The sequence below is a fragment of the Flavobacterium pasteuri genome, assembly GCF_048286615.1.
Lineage (GTDB): Bacteria > Bacteroidota > Bacteroidia > Flavobacteriales > Flavobacteriaceae > Flavobacterium.
Genome location: NZ_JBLVPN010000002.1, coordinates 293,618 through 310,652 on the forward strand (window position 1 = coordinate 293,618; position 17,035 = coordinate 310,652).

Below are 17,035 nucleotides of genomic sequence, written 5' to 3' on the forward strand. Positions count from 1 at the left end.
CAAAAAGCTTGAAACGACAGCTGGATTAAGGCCCGACAAAATTAAAGAAATTTACTGTAATTAGCAATAGATTGCTTTGTTGCTCGAAACGAAAAAAAATAACCCGAAAATTAAATGAATTTTCGGGCTACCTCATTTTGGTTTGAGTCAGTTAATCTACGTTGTCATGTAAATACGAGTTGTTAGAACGCAACTGTAGATCGTTGTTGCTGTCTGTTCCCACAGAAATTCTCGAATTTGTATTATTGGCTTGATTGTTTGAAATATCTATCCCCAATCTTTTATAAGCCGGTTCTTTTTCGTATTCATCAATTTTAGAAACATTATTATGAAACTTATAATTGAATTCTTTTAATTTTTTTCTTCTTTCATCAGCTCTCATTCGCAATGATTCCTCGATGGTCATTTCCATTGGAGAAACAGCATCAAAGTCAACAGGTGTATTTACTGATGTATCTACTTGTTTCATGGTGATGTTTAATTCAGCAGGAACAACAACTTCCGGAGTTTTAGCAACTGGTTTCGCCATGAAATCGTGCTCTGGCTCCATATACTCTTCAAGAGAATATTTGATAATTCCATTATCAGTCAATTCTGTTACGGGAACAAATTGAACCGCTTCGTTTACTTTGATATCACGAGTTTCATTCGTCAATTCAAACATTACTTTGCTTTCTTCAACTTGCGCTACCGGTTCTGCTTTGAAAAGTGGTAAATCAAATGAGAAAGTAGTTTGTTCTTGTCTTTCGATAACTTTTGGCTGTACTGCTTTTACTTCTGCTACTGGAGATGAAATTGTAAAATCAATGTCAGTAATAGGAGAAACAATTTCGAAAGTCACGTCTAAATTTTTAATAAATTCAGACATTACCATCAATTCTTCTTTATTGATAGCTGGCGCCGCTACAACTGGCTCAGGAGCAACAACAGTATCTTCTAATAAATCAAAAACTATTCTTTCGTTTGAGTTAGAAGCTGGAGATTCTGTATTTAAATCAAAAGCTGCTACCGTTTTATTACTTAGATTATGAACACTTCTTTGTTCATCCTCTAATGTGTGTATAATTTTTTTTGGCTCAGTATTTACAATTTCGTTTTGTTGTTCAATGTCAAAACCTGTAGCGATAATGGTAACTGCAATAGCATCTCCTAGCGATTCGTCTTCACCAACCCCCATGATAATATTTGCATTATGACCAGCTTCAACTTGAATATGATCATTGATTTCTCCAATTTCGTCAATTGTAATTTCATTAGTTCCAGAAACGATAAGCAACAATACGTTTTTGGCACCAGTAATTTTATTATCATTTAACAACGGAGAATCTAATGCAGCAACAATTGCTTCCTTAGCTCTATTTTCACCAGAAGAAACAGATGATCCCATAATAGCCGTTCCGCTGTTATACAATACTGTTTTAGCATCTCTTAAATCGATATTTTGAGTATAGTGATGCGTAATTACTTCGGCTATACCTCTTGAGGCTGTTGCCAAAACTTCATCCGCTTTTGAAAATCCAGCTTTGAAACCAAGATTCCCATATACTTCTCTTAATTTATTATTATTGATTACAATTAACGAGTCGACTTGCTTACGTAATTTTTCAATACCAATTAAGGCTTGTTCCTGACGTACTTTCCCTTCAAATAAGAAAGGCAATGTCACAATTCCTACAGTAAGAATGTCTCTTTCTTTAGCCAATTGTGCAATTACAGGTGCAGCTCCAGTTCCAGTTCCACCACCCATTCCGGCAGTGATGAATACCATTTTAGTATTTCTATCCAACATTTTTTCAATCTCGGAAATACTTTCAATAGCGGATTGCTGTCCTACATCTGGGTTAGCTCCAGCACCTAGTCCTTCAGTCAAATGCACTCCTAACTGAATTTTATTAGGCACAGAACTGCTCTGTAAGGCTTGAGAATCCGTATTACATACGATAAAGTCTACGCCTTTAATTCCTTGTTTAAACATGTGATTTATAGCGTTACTTCCGCCTCCACCTACACCAATAACTTTTATTACATTTGATTGGTTCTTTGGTAAATCAAATGAAATACTTCCAAATTCTGAGTTGCTCATCATTTTATTTGGTTTTTGATATTTATTATTAATTATTGTGTTTTTCTGGGCACTGCCCTATTCTGCATTATCTAAGAAATCCTTAATCTTATCCACATAACGGTCAAAGAAATTTCTTTGTATCCTGTTTACGGTAGAATTATCTTTCTCATTTGAGTTTTGATCCTCTTCTTCTTCCTCTTTCTCAAGAACTTCATTCACTACCGGATTTTGAACAACTGGCTGTCTGTAAACCGTAGCTTTAGGTTGTTCTATAACATCCAGTCTTACAGCGCTTTGTGTTTTATTCTCAATGCTTTTCATTACTAATCCAACTGCAGTTGCATACAAAGGACTTGAAATTTCCTCATCTGAATTTCCAGCTAAATGTTCGTTTGGATATCCAATTCTAGTATCCATCCCAGTAATATATTCCACTAACTGTTTGATGTGTTTCAATTGTGCACCACCACCAGTAAGTACTATTCCTGCAATTAATTTTTTACGAGGATCTTCGTGTCCGTAAGCTTTCACTTCCGTGAATACTTGATCCACAATTTCCACAACACGAGCATGAATTATTTTAGATAAATTTTTCAAAGAAATCTCTTTTGGCTCTCTACCTCTTAATCCTGGAATAGAAACAATCTCGTTGTCTTTATTTTCTCCTGGCCAAGCTGATCCAAATTTCACTTTCAATAATTCAGCCTGTTTTTCAATAATAGAACATCCTTCTTTGATATCATCAGTAATTACATTTCCTCCAAAAGGAATTACCGCTGTGTGACGAATAATACCATCTTTGAAAATAGCCAAGTCTGTTGTTCCACCACCAATATCAATCAATGCAACTCCGGCTTCTTTTTCTTCCTGACTCAAAACGGCATCAGCCGAAGCCAATGGTTCTAATGTCAAGCCTGACAATTCTATTCCTGAACTTTGAATACATCTACCTACATTACGAATCGATGAAGCTTGCCCTACTACAACATGAAAACTAGACTCTAATCTTCCACCATACATTCCTATAGGCTCTTTGATTTCTGATTGTCCGTCAATTTTAAATTCCTGTGGCAAAACATGTATAATTTCTTCGCCAGGTAACATTGCCAATTTATTTACTTGGTCAATCAAAAGCTGAATATCATTCCCGCCAATTACTTCTTCGGGATTGCTTCTGCTGATGTAATCTGTATGTTGAATACTACGGATGTGTTGTCCCGCAATTCCTACTACTACGTCTTTTATTTTATAGCCTGAATTATTTTCGGCTTCTTGAATCGCTTGCTGTATTGATTGTATGGTCTGAGTGATGTTATTTACAACTCCTCTAGCCACACCTAAACTTTTAGATTTACCTACACCTAAAATTTCTAGTTTCCCATACTCATTCTTCTTGCCTATCATGGCAACTATTTTAGTTGTCCCAATATCTAGACCTACTGCAATATTCTCTTTTTCCATTATCTATTATTTAGTGCAAACTACTTGTTCCGTAAATCGGAGGTCAATCTTTTTATATTTATACAACGAACTATCTAAAACCGCTTTTTGAAAAAAAGCTTTATAATTCCTGAATTTACGCTCGACATTTATCATTCTACCAAAATCAATTTGATATTCAAAATTTCTATTGAGCATTTTTAAGCTTCCATTAGGCATAATTTGAATTCCGATGATGTTTTTTTTCAAAAACGCATCGTCATAGATTAAGCGAAATAAATCGGATAAATCTTCGTTATTTTTTTTATTTATTCCCCCTGAAACAAGTGGAACTCTCGCTGTAAAATTAGTTGACAATGGCATTCTATTTCCTTCGTAATCAATATAAAAAGAACCGTTATTGTCAAAAACTCTAGCAATAGGAGTTTTTTGTTTCACCACTGCTTTTAACACACCATCAATACTCACAAATACATCTGATTTTTCAATCATTTCTTGTGCATCGAGAGTTGTTTCCAGTTTATTCAAATCTAAATTAACTTTTTGAATGCTTGATGCATCTTTTTTATTTTCTATTAACAATTTATTAACCGTTTCTTGCTTTACAAAAGGAGCGTTATCTCCTACAAAAACAACAACCGATTTAGTCAATTTTCTATTTTCATTACGATTTGACGTAAACGAAAACAGAAAAATTACCAACACAAACATCAGTACTAATCGAATATTTGTCCAATTAAAGAGTTTCATTTATCGCTTTTTTAATTGATGGTACTAATTCTCCAATATCTCCTGCTCCAATTGTTACAATAATAGCTGCATCACTTGCTAAAATTGTGGCAATCAAATTGTCTTTAGCTACTATTTTTTTATTACTATTGGTCATTTTATCCATCAGCCATTGTGAGTTTATTCCTTCCATAGGCAATTCACGGGCCGGATAAATATCCAGTAAAATTATATCATCAAAAGCCGATAAACTTTTGGCAAAATCATCAGCAAAATCTCTCGTTCTACTAAACAAATGGGGTTGAAAAACTGCCAAAACTTTTTGGTTTGGATACAATTCTCGAACCGCCTGATACACTGCATTTATCTCCGTTGGATGATGTGCATAATCATCAATATAAACCTTGGCTTCTGTTTTAATCTGATACGAAAATCTTCTTTTTATTCCCTTAAATGAAGTAATCGCTTTTGCAATGGCATCGGTTGGGGTGCCGAATAATTTTGCCATTGCGATAGCCATTAATGCATTCATTAAATTATGTCTTCCCGGTAAACCAAAATGTAAATCTTTAATTACTTCTGTAGGCGTTTGTACATCAAAAACATAGCTGCCATTTCCTATTCTAACGTTACAAGCTTTGAAAACCGCATCTTCGTTTACAGCACAGGTTACACCTTCTATTGGTAATTCTTTTGTTATAAAAAGATTGCTCTTATCTTCTATTTTGGAAGCAAATTCAAGGAAAGATTCTTCAATCGCTTCACTGGTTCCGTAAATATCCAAATGATCCGCATCCATAGAAGTTATGCAGGCAATATTGGGATGTAAATGCAGGAATGAACGATCAAATTCATCGGCTTCAACAACAGTTACTGTTTTTCCACTTCCTATTAAATTCGAATTATAATTCTCAACAATTCCTCCAATAAAAGCAGTAACATCGGCACCACTTTCGTTCAAAATATGCCCTAAAATTCCTGATGTCGTTGTTTTTCCATGTGTTCCGGCAACTGCAAAACAAAAAGTGTCTTTTGTAATTATTCCTAAAACCTCTGCTCTTTTCTTAACTTGAAAATCTCTTTCCAAGAAATAATTCCACTCTGAATGCGTCTTAGGAACAGCCGGCGTAATAATCACCAAAGTATTTTCTATGTAAAAATCTTTAGGAATCGCATCAATGCTGTCTTCAAAATGAATTGAAATTCCACTTTCTATTAATTCATTAGTAAGAGCCGATGGTGTTTTGTCATAACCTGAGACATTCTTGTCCAGATTCTTGAAATAACGAGCCAAATTACTCATCCCAATGCCTCCGATTCCGATAAAATAGACGTTATGTATTTGATTTAAGTTCATTTTATTTTGAGTCTTTGGTATATTATCTTTTTTATTTCTATCTAATTAGCTTTACAATTTCATCAACAATTTGTTTTGTTGCTTCTGGCATAGCCAATAATTTTATATTTTCACTCAGCTGATTTTGCTTTCCTTGATCTTTCAGTAAGACTTCAAAAACAAGGCCGAATTGTGAATCAAGTTCGAATTCTTTCAACATCAAAGCACCTTTTTTATCGACTATGGCTTGTGCATTTTTAGTTTGATGATCTTCGGCAACATTTGGGGACGGAATAAAAATTACTGGTTTCCCCACAATACACAACTCCGAAACGGATGATGCACCTGCACGAGAAATGACAACATCTGCCGCAGCATACACAAAATCCATTCTTTCAATAAAAGCGACTACCTGAACATTAGCTGAATTGTATTTTTTATAATCTTCTAAATACAACTTTCCGCATTGCCAGATGACCTGAACATTTTGAGAAAGCATATTGGCTAACTCTTTTTCGATTAATTGATTTACCCTTCTGGCTCCAAGGCTTCCTCCAAGAACCAACAATGTTTTTTTATTTGAATCTAAATTAAAATATTGAATCGCTTCTTCTCTTTTACTTTCGATATCAATTAAATCCTGACGCACTGGATTTCCAGTCAAAATCATTTTCTCTTTTGGGAAAAAGCGTTCCAAATTTTCGTAAGCAACACAAATTTTGTTTGCCTTTTTACTCAACAGTTTATTGGTAATTCCCGGAAAGGAATTTTGTTCTTGAATCACTGTTGGAATTCCTGCAATCGTGGCTGCTTGTAATAGCGGGCCACTTGCAAAACCACCTGTTCCAATAACTACATCTGGCTTGAACTGTTTGATTATTGTTCTGGATTTTAATAAGCTTGAAAGCAACTTAATTGGAAAAAGAGCATTGTCAAATGTCAGTCTACGTTGTAATCCTGAAATCCAAAGTCCTTTTATATTATACCCTGCCTGAGGTACTTTTTGCATTTCCATTTTGTCTTTGGCACCTACAAAAAGAAAATCTGCATCAGGAAAACGAGCTTTTAATTCATTTGCAATAGCAATTGCAGGATAGATATGCCCTCCCGTTCCGCCACCACTTAATATGAATTTATACTGTTTCATTGTTATTAATTTCTAATTTTCAAAAACGACTTATTTATTTAAAACCGCATGCATTGGATTCTTAGCTTTATCTTCAATCGAATAATTCTCATCCTTAACTTCTTCCTCCTCTAATTCCCTGTCAATTAATTTTTGAAGTGCTTCTTCTCTTTTGGCAGTATCTTTCATTTCTTGGGCAATTTCTTCTTCTTTTTTCGTAACGCTAATGATGATCCCAAGTGCAAAACAAGTCATCCAGATGGAACTTCCTCCACTACTGATTAAAGGCAATGTTTGTCCTGTAACAGGTAATAATTCAACTGCGACAGCCATATTAACCATTGCTTGAAATATCATGGGAAATCCCAATCCCACAACTACTAATTTACCAAACAGTGAATTGGCTTTATGCGATGCTATTACAAATCGAAACAACAATAATAAATATAATGTCAACACTCCTAAACCACCTATAAGTCCATATTCTTCAACGATTATGGCAAAAATAAAATCGGAGGAAGATTGAGGTAAAAAGTTCTTTTGAACACTTTTTCCAGGACCTAATCCATATATTTTTCCCGAAGCTATAGCAATTTTAGCCTTCTCTATTTGATAATCATCTTCATCGGGTTTATCACTGGTAAAATTATCAATACGACTAATCCAAGTATCGACACGATTAGGAAAAGCATCCGGAAAAGCTTTAGCCACAAGAATAAAAAATGCAAGAAATACTATTCCTGACCCTACAACTATTCCAATATAACGCAACGGATATTTTCCAATAAAAACCAACATTAACACCATGGAGAAAATTAATGCCGTAGTAGAAAAATTGGCCGGAAGAATGAATGCCAACGTAATGAATACCGGCAACCAAAGCTCCCAAATTGAGGATTTAAAAGAAATAGGAACTTCTCTGGTTTTAGACAAATAACGGGCCACAAAAATAAACAACACCATTGCTGCCAATGTTGAAGTTTGAAACGTAACCCCTATAAACGGCACCTGAATCCATCGACTGGCATTGGCACCAGCAATTACTGTTCCCTTAATTAATGTGTAGGCCAATAATACCCAAACAATATACAACGCTCCTTTGGAAACAGCCTTGAAATAATGGTAAGGTACTTTATGCACCATAAAAATAATGGTAAAACCAATACAGATATGCACAATATGTTTAACCAAATAACCTAATGTATTTCCGTTTCCTTGTCCGATATAAGCCAAATTACTACTAGCACTAAAAACAGGCATAAATGAAAACAAGGCCAATAAGGCCACAAATGACCAAATCCCTTTATCTCCTTTTAAATTGTTGACTAGTTGTTTCATTTCTTATTAGTTTAAAGTTTTGTGTTTAATGTTTAAAGTTTCTCAACCTTAAACGTTAAACATTAAACATTCCTATAAATTCTTAACTGCTTGTTTGAATTGTTTTCCTCTGTCTTCGTAGTTTTCAAATAAATCGAAACTGGCACATGCAGGGGACAATAAAACCGTATCGCCTTTTTCTGATAATCTTTGAGCCATTTTCACAGCATCATTCATAGTAGAGACTTCAATCATTATATCGACTACGTTACCAAAAACATCAATGATTTTTTTATTATCCACACCAAGACAGATAATCGCTTTTACTTTTTCACGAACTAATGACATCAATTCATTGTAATCATTTCCTTTATCAACACCTCCCACAATCCAAACTGTAGGTGAATTCATGCTGTCTAAGGCAAAAAAAGTGGCGTTTACATTAGTTGCTTTTGAATCATTGATATATTGTACATTCTGAATTTTCAATACTTTTTCAAGACGGTGTTCCACTCCCTGAAAATTAGATAAACTTTCACGTATTGTAGATTTTCTAATCTGCATCAATTTTGCCACAGAGGTTGCTGCCATTGCGTTTTTCATGTTATGTTTTCCTTCTAAGGCAATATGTTCTGTGTCCATTGTAAACTCTTCGTGATTGATTGAAATTTCCATTTTGTTGTTTTTTATATAAGCTCCTTCGCTGAAAGTTTTTGTCAATGAAAAAGGAATTAATTTGGCTTTTGTTGTATGTGTCTTAAACCATTCTGTAATGGCTTCATCATCGGCATCGTAAATGAGGTAATCATCCTCGGTTTGATTCATCGTAATTCTAAACTTTGCATCAATGTAATTCTCATATTTGTAATCGTATCGATCTAAATGATCTGGACTAATATTCGTAATAATAGCAATATGTGGCTTAAAATTCAAGATTCCGTCCAATTGAAAACTGCTCAACTCCAACACATAAGAATCATATTTATTATCCGCTACTTGCCAGGCAAAACTCTTTCCAATATTCCCTCCCAATCCTACATTTAACCCTGCAGATTTGAGCAAATGATGGGTAAGCATTGTGGTAGTTGTCTTTCCATTACTACCGGTAATCCCTATTATGGTTGCATCTGTAAAAGGTGCAGCGAACTCAATTTCAGACAATACTGAAATTCCTTTTTCAATAAGCTTCTTTACTATTGGAGATTTATCCGGAATTCCGGGGCTTTTCATGACCACATCAGCATTCAAAATCAAATCTTCGGTATGATTTTCCTCTTCCCAAGCTATTCCATTAATGATAAGAACCTCTTTGTAATTCCCTTTTATCTTTCCAAAATCAGATACAAAAACTTCATATCCTTTTTTCTTGCCCAGAATAGCAGTACCTACACCACTTTCTCCTCCACCTAAGATTACTAACCTCATGTTATCTTAATTTTAAAGTAACAATTGACAGTATGGCGAGCATTATGGCAACAATCCAAAAACGCGTTACTATTTTACTTTCATGATAGCCTTTCTTCTGATAATGATGATGCAAAGGAGACATTAGAAAAATTCTTCGGCCTTCGCCAAAGCGCTTCTTGGTATACTTAAAATAACTTACTTGTAAAACCACCGATAGATTTTCGACAAGGAAAATTCCGCACAATAAAGGAATCAACATTTCTTTTCGAACGGCAATTGCCAAAACAGCTATAATTCCACCAATAGTCAAACTTCCTGTATCACCCATAAAAACGGATGCCGGATACGAATTGTACCAAAGAAATCCAATCAATGATCCCACAAATGCAGCAATAAAAACCGTCATTTCCCCTGAATTAGGGATGTACATAATATTCAAATAATTGGAAAAAATTATATTCCCAGAAACGAACGTAAATATTCCTAATGCCAGAACTGAAACAGCAGAAGTCCCTGCGGCAAGTCCATCAATACCATCCGTTAAATTAGCACCGTTAGAAACTGCCGTAATAATGAAAATTACAACCGGAATAAAAATCAACCAAGCCCATTTTTCATATCCCTCACCTGTCCAAGCCAATAATTCAGCATAGTCAAATTCATTATTTTTAAAGAACGGAATTGTCGTAGCAGTAGATTTTTCTTCAACTGGTGCAGGTAAAATCACGGCTTCTGTTGGCACTCTAAAAATATCTGATGTAGAAGTATCCGTACGAACCGTTACACTAGGACTAAAATAAAGAACAGTTCCTACTATTAAACCAAGACCTACCTGTCCTACAACTTTGAATATTCCTTTTAAACCTTCTTTATCTTTCTTAAAAATTTTAATATAATCATCTATAAAACCAATTGTCCCCATCCAAAGTGTGGTTACAATCAATAAAACAATGTAAATATTATGCAGTTTTGCAAAAAGTACAACTGGAACCAGAGTGGCAAATATGATAATTAAGCCTCCCATTGTTGGCGTACCTGCTTTTTCATTCTGACCTGCTAAACCAAGTTCACGAACGGTTTCCCCCACTTGTTGTCTTTGCAAAAAGCGTATGATTCTTTTTCCATAAATTGTAGACAATAACAAAGAAAGCATCAATGCTAAAGCAGATCTAAAAGTGATGTATTGAAAAACACCTGTTCCTGGAACATCTAATATTTTATCTAAATATTCAAATAAGTAATACAGCATATTTTTCTATTTATGGAGTTGGTCTAATATTTCTTTAACTATTTTCATATCGTCAAAATCATGACGGATACCATTTATTTCCTGATATGTCTCATGCCCTTTTCCGGCAATTAAAATAATATCATTAGGCTGAGCCAATTGACATGCGGTTTTTATGGCTTGTTTCCTATCGGTTATAGTCAACATTTTTTTATAATTCTGCGGAGCAACGCCTAATTCCATTTCAGAAATAATTGCTTCCGGGTCTTCATTTCTTGGATTATCTGAAGTGAAAATTGCTTTATCACTCAAATCAGATGCAATGCCAGCCATAATTGGTCGTTTGGTTTTATCTCTATTTCCTCCACAACCTACAACCGTAATTAGTTGTTCGTTTTTGGTACGAATGTCATAAATCGTTTTTAGTACATTTTCTAATGCATCCGGTGTATGCGCATAATCTACAATCGCTGTAATATTTGAAGCAGAAACAATAAATTGAAAACGCCCCGAAACACTTTCTAAATCAGATAATAATCGAAGTACTTCTAAACTTTCCATTCCTAGCTCTATCGCAGTCCCATAAATAGCCAATAAATTATAGGCATTGAATGTTCCTATCAGCTTCACCCAAACTTCATTTCCGTTTATTTTCAACAACAAACCTGACAATTGATTTTCCAGAATTTGTGCTTTATAATCGGCATATGATTTTAAGGCATAGGTCAGTTTTTTTGCTGCAGTATTCTGCAACATCACTTGCCCATTTTTATCATCAATATTGGACAATGCAAAAGCTGTTTTAGGCAAATTATCAAAAAATGATTTTTTTACATCTCTGTATTCTGCAAACGTTGGATGGTAATCCAAATGATCGTGAGACAAATTGGTAAAAATACCACCAACAAAATGTAATGCTTCGGTTCTTTTCTGATGAATCCCATGAGAACTCACTTCCATAAAACAGTACTCAATCCCGTTTTCAACCATTTCAGCTAGATAATGATTTATAGTAAGTGAATCTGGAGTCGTGTGAGTCGCTTTATATTCAACATCGTCAACTAAAATTTTTACTGTAGAAAGTAAACCAACTTTATAACCCGCTTTTTTGAATAATTGGTACAACAAAGAGGCAATGGTCGTTTTACCGTTTGTACCTGTAATCCCAACTAATTTCAAGTTTTGTGAAGGATCTCCAAAATAATTTGCAGCCATAAATGCCAAGGCCGAATTCGTGTCTTTTACCTGAACATAAGTAATTCCTTTAGCAATATTCACCGGAAATGTATCGCATATAACCGCTACAGCACCCTGCTCAATTGCTTTTTCTATAAAATCGTGACCATCAGAAATGGAGCCACGAATAGCCACGAAAACATCATTAGATCCGATTTTCCTAGAATCGAAATCCATTTTATTAATAGTAATATCCGTCGAACCTTTTACGGCTTCGATAGCTACTTTATACAATATATCTTTTAATATACTCATGATAATTCCAATAGTATAGTTGTATTTTTAACAATATTCTGACCCGCAGCAAGTGATTGTTTTTTCACTTTACCAACTCCAACAGCCTTTACTTTTATACCTAAATTCTCTAATAAAGCAACCGCATCCATTCCAGACATTCCTTTCACATTAGGAATTAATTGCAATTTCTTCTCTGATTTTACAAAGTAAGAATCATAATTATTCTCTTGTTTTGCAATCTTTCTATTTAGGTTTTTAATCTCATTTGTTGAAGGCGCATCTGTGAAAATCTTTTGCGCAATTCTCTTGAAAACTGGTCCGGCAACATCAGCTCCATAATAATTATTCATAGATGTATTTGGTGCATGAACAACAACAATGCAAGAATATTTAGGATGTTCAGCAGGAAAAAACCCTACGAAAGATGAAATATAATGTTTGTCATTTCCGCCATTTTTTCCATAATTAGCTTGCGCTGTTCCTGTTTTTCCTGCCATAGAAAAATCTTTAGAATATAGCTTTGCGCCTGTTCCTCTTTTTACCACATTTGATAAAAGCGCTTTTAATTTTTTGATAGTTCCATCAGAACAAATCTTCGGATTGATAATTTGTTTATCATATTTCTTGATGGTTTTATTCCATTCTTTAATTTCTGAAACGAATTGTGGTTTTACCATTTCTCCGTTATTTGCAACAGCATTATACAAAGTCAAAGTTTGCAAAGGTGTCATTGCAACACTATACCCAAAAGCCATCCATGGTAAAATATTAGGATTCCAATTTTTATCTGATGTTTGATGAACAATAGGTTTTCCTTCTCCTTGAAATGGTAATCCAAGAGGTTTGTTCAAACCCATTTTATTTATTCTATCGATAAATTGTTGTGGATTATTTTTATAATTTTCTACAACAGCTTGAACTAAAATAGTATTGGAAGAAACTTCAAAGCCTTTTCCAAGCGATATTTTTCCATATCCGCCTTCATGAGAATCACGAACTTTATCACCTCTGTAAGTTATAACACCTCCACGACTATCGTAAACCTTAGATGTATCGACTTTATTATCATCCAAAAGCGCAATCATATCAACCAATTTGAAGGTAGAACCTGGTTCATGAGATTCAGCAACAGCATAATTTATAGTTTCATAATAATTACCTGATTTTTCGTCTCTTCCCAAATTAGAAATCGCTTTAACCTGACCTGTTTTGGTTTCCATAACCACCACACAACCATGTTCAGCACCATATTCTTCCAATTGTTTCAACAAGGCATGATGCGCAATATCTTGAATGTAAACATCAATCGTAGAAATTACATCATATCCATCTCGCGGATCAACTTCGTTTACATCACGAATGGGTTTCCATTGTCCTTTTGCAATTTTTTGTTTTAAAATTTTACCGTCTTTTCCGTTTAGATATTTTCCAAAAGCACCTTCTATTCCTACTCTTTTTAATTGACCACTTTCGTCAATTCTATCGTAACCAATGGTTCTTTCAGCAATTTTACCAATAGGGTGCTCTCTTACCGTTTCTTGTTCAATTATAATTCCACCCTTGTAAGCTCCCAAATTGAACAACGGAAACCCTTTGATTTTAGAATACTGGGTATAACTTAATTTACGGGCAACTAAATAATATCTGTTCTTATTTGCCCTGGCTTTTCTTAATTCGTTTTCAAAAAAATTAGATGGTTTTCCTAAAACTGAAGCCAATGAATCTGACAATGACTTAACATTTTTTTCGAATGCTTCAGCTTTTGGAGCAACAGCATCAAAACGTATTTCATAATTAGGAATAGAAGTAGCCAAAAGACTTCCGTCGGCAGAATAAATATTTCCTTTATTTGCTGGAATCACAAAATTCTTAACGGTTCTTTCCTTGGCTAATTTTCTATAATAATCACCTTCGACCCATTGAATATTTGTCAACTTTACAGCAATAGCAATTGCCATCAAAAAGATAGCGAATGCAACCAGATAAATTCTGTACGATATGTATTTATCTTCTACTGCCATATTTTTTTGAAAAAGCTTTTTTCTTCTTCTTTTTTAACTTTTATTTTTATTGGAGGAACTGTTGACGGAAAAATTTCTTTTGCTATCATTTTTTCAGACACAGTCGATTCCATTTTTAATTTCATTAATTCTGAGCGTCTGTCCACAAATTCTGAACGCAACTCTTTAACCTGATTTGTCAACTCTGCAATCCTAAATACTTTCTGCTCAAATCGCTGTGTATTAGCAATCATAACAATCGCCAATAGAATTACAAAAACAATAAACCGCCAGTTTTTTACCGCATCATCATTTATAAGAAACCGCGCTTTCAATAGGCTGTAAACTCCGTTTTTCATTTTTATGACTAATTATATCTTCTCAGCAATTCTTAATTTGGCACTTCTTGCTCTATTGTTCTCTTTTATTTCAGCATTATCCGGAACAATTAATTTTCCAACCGTTTTAAATGGCACTGAAAAATTACCAAAAAAGTCACGTTCAGGTTCTCCTTCAAACATTCCGTTTTTCATAAATCTTTTCACCAATCGATCTTCTAATGAATGATATGAAATCACGCTCAATCTTCCACCGGGATTCAATACTTCTAAAGATTGTTCCAAAAACTCTTTCAAAACATCCATTTCTTGATTCACTTCAATTCGAATCGCCTGATAAATTTGAGCTAATATTTTATTTCGAACTCTTTCTGGTAAATATCTCGCCAAGACCTCTTTCAATTCATCAGTCGTCTTGATTGGCTGTTCTTCTCTGGCTTCTATAATTGTTCTTGCCAAAGCAGGTGCATTTTTTAATTCACCATAATCCAAGAACACTCTTTTTAAATTCACATCATCATATTCATTGACAACCCGATAGGCATTCAAATCATTTTTCTGACTCATTCTCATATCCAACTCCGCATCAAAGCGAGTAGAAAAACCTCTTTCTGGAACATCAAACTGATGAGACGAAACTCCTAAATCTGCCAAGATTCCATCAATACTTTTCACACCATAAAAACGCAAAAACCGTTTTATAAAACGAAAATTCTCATTAATGAGCGCAAATCTTTCATCAGGCAAGGCATTCGCCAAAGCGTCTTCATCCTGATCGAAAGCAAATAGCTTTCCGTTTGGCCCTAGTCTTTTTAATATTTCTTTCGAATGTCCTCCACCACCAAAAGTGACATCTACATAAATGCCGTCTGGCTTAATATTTAAACCATCTACTGATGCTTGAAGCAAAACCGGATTATGATATTCCATTGTCGTCGTCATTTATATTTCCCATTACTTCTTCTGCTAAATCTGCAAAATCAACATCCTCACCATTTATTGATTTTTCGTATAAATCTTTATCCCAAATCTCAACAATATTCACTGCCGATGAAAACACAACTTCCTTAGCAATACTTGCAAATACTACCAAATCCTTTGGCACTAATAACCTACCTAAAGCATCAATCTCAACCACTTTAACCCCAGCTGTAAACCTGCGGATAAAGTCATTGTTTTTCTTCACGAACCGATTGAGTTTATTGATTTTCTGCATCATCAAATCCCACTCATTCATAGGATACAACTCTAGACATGGTTGAAAGACGGAACGCTTCAAAACAAACCCGTTTTGAAGTGAAGCAGCCAATTGCTTTTTTAAAGGCGCCGGTAACAGCAGCCTTCCTTTAGCATCAACTTTACATTCATATGTTCCAATAATTGTATCCAATCACAAAATTTTAAATGATGTAGAGCAAAAATATAAAAAATATTACCACAATTTACCACTATATCCCACTTTGTTAATAAGTTTAACCACTTCCAACCAAAAGTCCCTAATTTTTAGACAGTCAGAACGTTAGCTCACTTTTATTTTATTTGTAAGAAAGGTAATATTATAAAAAAAAGGAACTAAAATACAATGGAATTTCAATTTAAAATGGTAAGAACAAGATTTGAATAATTAAATTTCACCACTCAAATACGCAAAAAAAGGTGTCTGTTTTTATAATACCAAGTATAATTTTACAATTAAAAATTGTTGTAAAAATTCATTTTTATTTATTAAATCCTATATTTGTCAAAATTGAAAATCCGGATTCAAAAAAAATGGAAAAACACTATAAAAAAGAAGGTAGATATAGCTATTACGAAGCTGGCGAAGGAACTCCAATTGTCATCTTGCATGGGCTAATGGGTGGACTTAGCAACTTTGATGCTGTTGCAAGTTACTTTTCTACAAAAGGATATAAAATAATCATTCCCGATTTACCTATATACACTCAGAATATTTTAAAAACGAATGTAAAAAGTTTTGCAAAATATGTTAAAGATTTTATCACATTTAAAGGACTAGAAAGAGTAATACTTTTAGGAAATTCATTAGGCGGTCACATCGCTCTATATCATACTAAAATGTATCCTGAAAAAGTATCCGGACTTGTAATAACAGGAAGTTCAGGACTTTACGAAAGCGCTATGGGTGATAGTTATCCCAAAAGAGGCGACTATGAATACATCAAGAAAAAAGCCGAAGATGTATTTTACGATCCAAAAGTAGCTACCAAAGAACTTATTGATGAAGTTTACGAATCTGTAAACGACAGAATAAAATTGATAAAAACGCTTACAATTGCTAAAAGTGCCATTCGTCATAATATGGCCAAAGATTTACCAAAAATGCATGTTCAAACCTGTATAATTTGGGGAAAAAACGATAAAGTTACGCCTCCTGATGTTGCAGAAGAGTTCAATAAATTATTACCTAATTCTACCTTATACTGGATAGATAAATGCGGACATGCTGCGATGATGGAGCATCCTGATGAATTTAATCGTTTGTTAGAAGACTGGTTAACACACACGCATTTATCCATACATTAATCCTAAAAGAGTAGAATTTTACACTTAGAAAA

Annotated in this window: 14 protein-coding genes; 1 reads left to right on the forward strand and 13 read right to left on the reverse strand. The window is 34.2% G+C overall.

Features of this window, described 5'->3' with window-relative positions; translation table 11 throughout:
• Nucleotides 1–151: 151 nt before the first annotated feature.
• From ftsZ to mraZ, 13 genes are all read right to left on the reverse strand, one after another.
• Nucleotides 152–2,086 carry a cell division protein FtsZ gene (gene ftsZ / locus ACNQF6_RS03945; protein WP_417963438.1) on the reverse strand — a complete coding sequence of 645 codons (1,935 nt, stop codon included), beginning with the start codon at nucleotides 2,084–2,086 and terminating at the stop codon, nucleotides 152–154.
• 54 nt (nucleotides 2,087–2,140) lie between these two features.
• A complete protein-coding gene (gene ftsA, locus ACNQF6_RS03950) occupies nucleotides 2,141–3,526 on the reverse strand; it encodes a cell division protein FtsA (protein ID WP_282742405.1) in 1,386 nt (461 codons plus the stop codon).
• A 6-nt stretch (nucleotides 3,527–3,532) separates the two neighbouring features.
• On the reverse strand, nucleotides 3,533–4,255 hold the full coding sequence (locus ACNQF6_RS03955) for a cell division protein FtsQ/DivIB (RefSeq protein WP_417963440.1): 723 nt from the start codon (nucleotides 4,253–4,255) through the stop codon (nucleotides 3,533–3,535).
• Nucleotides 4,242–5,591 (reverse strand): UDP-N-acetylmuramate--L-alanine ligase, encoded by a 1,350-nt coding sequence (gene murC, locus ACNQF6_RS03960; RefSeq protein WP_417963443.1) that lies wholly within the window; start codon nucleotides 5,589–5,591, stop codon nucleotides 4,242–4,244. Before murC ends, ACNQF6_RS03955 begins: the two co-directional genes overlap by 14 nt.
• A 37-nt stretch (nucleotides 5,592–5,628) precedes the next feature.
• Nucleotides 5,629–6,717: an undecaprenyldiphospho-muramoylpentapeptide beta-N-acetylglucosaminyltransferase gene (gene murG / locus ACNQF6_RS03965; RefSeq protein ID WP_417963446.1), complete on the reverse strand. Its 1,089-nt coding sequence runs from the start codon at nucleotides 6,715–6,717 to the stop codon at nucleotides 5,629–5,631.
• Nucleotides 6,718–6,747: 30 nt separating this feature from the next.
• A complete protein-coding gene (locus ACNQF6_RS03970) occupies nucleotides 6,748–8,034 on the reverse strand; it encodes an FtsW/RodA/SpoVE family cell cycle protein (RefSeq protein ID WP_417963448.1) in 1,287 nt (428 codons plus the stop codon).
• 72 nt (nucleotides 8,035–8,106) lie between these two features.
• Nucleotides 8,107–9,438 (reverse strand): UDP-N-acetylmuramoyl-L-alanine--D-glutamate ligase, encoded by a 1,332-nt coding sequence (murD, locus tag ACNQF6_RS03975; protein WP_417963451.1) that lies wholly within the window; start codon nucleotides 9,436–9,438, stop codon nucleotides 8,107–8,109.
• Nucleotide 9,439: 1 nt separating this feature from the next.
• Nucleotides 9,440–10,669: a phospho-N-acetylmuramoyl-pentapeptide-transferase gene (gene mraY, locus ACNQF6_RS03980; RefSeq protein WP_417963453.1), complete on the reverse strand. Its 1,230-nt coding sequence runs from the start codon at nucleotides 10,667–10,669 to the stop codon at nucleotides 9,440–9,442.
• A 6-nt stretch (nucleotides 10,670–10,675) separates the two neighbouring features.
• The gene (locus ACNQF6_RS03985) at nucleotides 10,676–12,139 is read right to left on the reverse strand and encodes a UDP-N-acetylmuramoyl-L-alanyl-D-glutamate--2,6-diaminopimelate ligase (RefSeq protein ID WP_417963456.1); all 1,464 of its coding nucleotides are present in this window, start codon (nucleotides 12,137–12,139) and stop codon (nucleotides 10,676–10,678) included.
• Nucleotides 12,136–14,142 carry a penicillin-binding protein gene (locus tag ACNQF6_RS03990; RefSeq protein WP_417963460.1) on the reverse strand — a complete coding sequence of 669 codons (2,007 nt, stop codon included), beginning with the start codon at nucleotides 14,140–14,142 and terminating at the stop codon, nucleotides 12,136–12,138. Before ACNQF6_RS03990 ends, ACNQF6_RS03985 begins: the two co-directional genes overlap by 4 nt.
• Complete coding sequence (locus tag ACNQF6_RS03995) at nucleotides 14,133–14,480, reverse strand: FtsL-like putative cell division protein (protein WP_099714439.1); 348 nt, start codon at nucleotides 14,478–14,480, stop codon at nucleotides 14,133–14,135. The genes ACNQF6_RS03990 and ACNQF6_RS03995 overlap by 10 nt, the downstream gene beginning before the upstream one ends.
• Nucleotides 14,481–14,492: 12 nt before the next feature.
• Nucleotides 14,493–15,401 carry a 16S rRNA (cytosine(1402)-N(4))-methyltransferase RsmH gene (gene rsmH / locus ACNQF6_RS04000; RefSeq protein WP_417963463.1) on the reverse strand — a complete coding sequence of 303 codons (909 nt, stop codon included), beginning with the start codon at nucleotides 15,399–15,401 and terminating at the stop codon, nucleotides 14,493–14,495.
• Entirely contained in the window at nucleotides 15,376–15,849 is a 474-nt protein-coding gene (gene mraZ, locus ACNQF6_RS04005) for a division/cell wall cluster transcriptional repressor MraZ (RefSeq protein WP_417950509.1), read from the reverse strand. The genes rsmH and mraZ overlap by 26 nt, the downstream gene beginning before the upstream one ends.
• A gap of 380 nt (nucleotides 15,850–16,229) precedes the next feature.
• Between mraZ and ACNQF6_RS04010 the strand changes: the two genes are divergently transcribed.
• The gene (locus ACNQF6_RS04010; RefSeq protein WP_417963466.1) at nucleotides 16,230–17,003 is read left to right on the forward strand and encodes an alpha/beta fold hydrolase; all 774 of its coding nucleotides are present in this window, start codon (nucleotides 16,230–16,232) and stop codon (nucleotides 17,001–17,003) included.
• Nucleotides 17,004–17,035: the final 32 nt, after the last annotated feature.

Excerpts from the sequence above, each read along its gene's own strand:
- murD (WP_417963451.1), bottom strand. The coding sequence starts at position 9,438 with ATGAGGTTAGTAATCTTAGGTGGAGGAGAAAGTGGTGTAGGTACTGCT.
- mraY (WP_417963453.1), bottom strand. The coding sequence starts at position 10,669 with ATGCTGTATTACTTATTTGAATATTTAGATAAAATATTAGATGTTCCA.
- rsmH (WP_417963463.1), bottom strand. The coding sequence starts at position 15,401 with ATGACGACGACAATGGAATATCATAATCCGGTTTTGCTTCAAGCATCA.
- ACNQF6_RS03990 (WP_417963460.1), bottom strand. The coding sequence starts at position 14,142 with ATGGCAGTAGAAGATAAATACATATCGTACAGAATTTATCTGGTTGCA.
- ACNQF6_RS04010 (WP_417963466.1), top strand. The coding sequence starts at position 16,230 with ATGGAAAAACACTATAAAAAAGAAGGTAGATATAGCTATTACGAAGCT.
- murG (WP_417963446.1), bottom strand. The coding sequence starts at position 6,717 with ATGAAACAGTATAAATTCATATTAAGTGGTGGCGGAACGGGAGGGCAT.
- murC (WP_417963443.1), bottom strand. The coding sequence starts at position 5,591 with ATGAACTTAAATCAAATACATAACGTCTATTTTATCGGAATCGGAGGC.
- ACNQF6_RS03985 (WP_417963456.1), bottom strand. The coding sequence starts at position 12,139 with ATGAGTATATTAAAAGATATATTGTATAAAGTAGCTATCGAAGCCGTA.
- ACNQF6_RS03970 (WP_417963448.1), bottom strand. The coding sequence starts at position 8,034 with ATGAAACAACTAGTCAACAATTTAAAAGGAGATAAAGGGATTTGGTCA.
- ACNQF6_RS03995 (WP_099714439.1), bottom strand. The coding sequence starts at position 14,480 with ATGAAAAACGGAGTTTACAGCCTATTGAAAGCGCGGTTTCTTATAAAT.
- ACNQF6_RS03955 (WP_417963440.1), bottom strand. The coding sequence starts at position 4,255 with ATGAAACTCTTTAATTGGACAAATATTCGATTAGTACTGATGTTTGTG.
- ftsZ (WP_417963438.1), bottom strand. The coding sequence starts at position 2,086 with ATGATGAGCAACTCAGAATTTGGAAGTATTTCATTTGATTTACCAAAG.
- ftsA (WP_282742405.1), bottom strand. The coding sequence starts at position 3,526 with ATGGAAAAAGAGAATATTGCAGTAGGTCTAGATATTGGGACAACTAAA.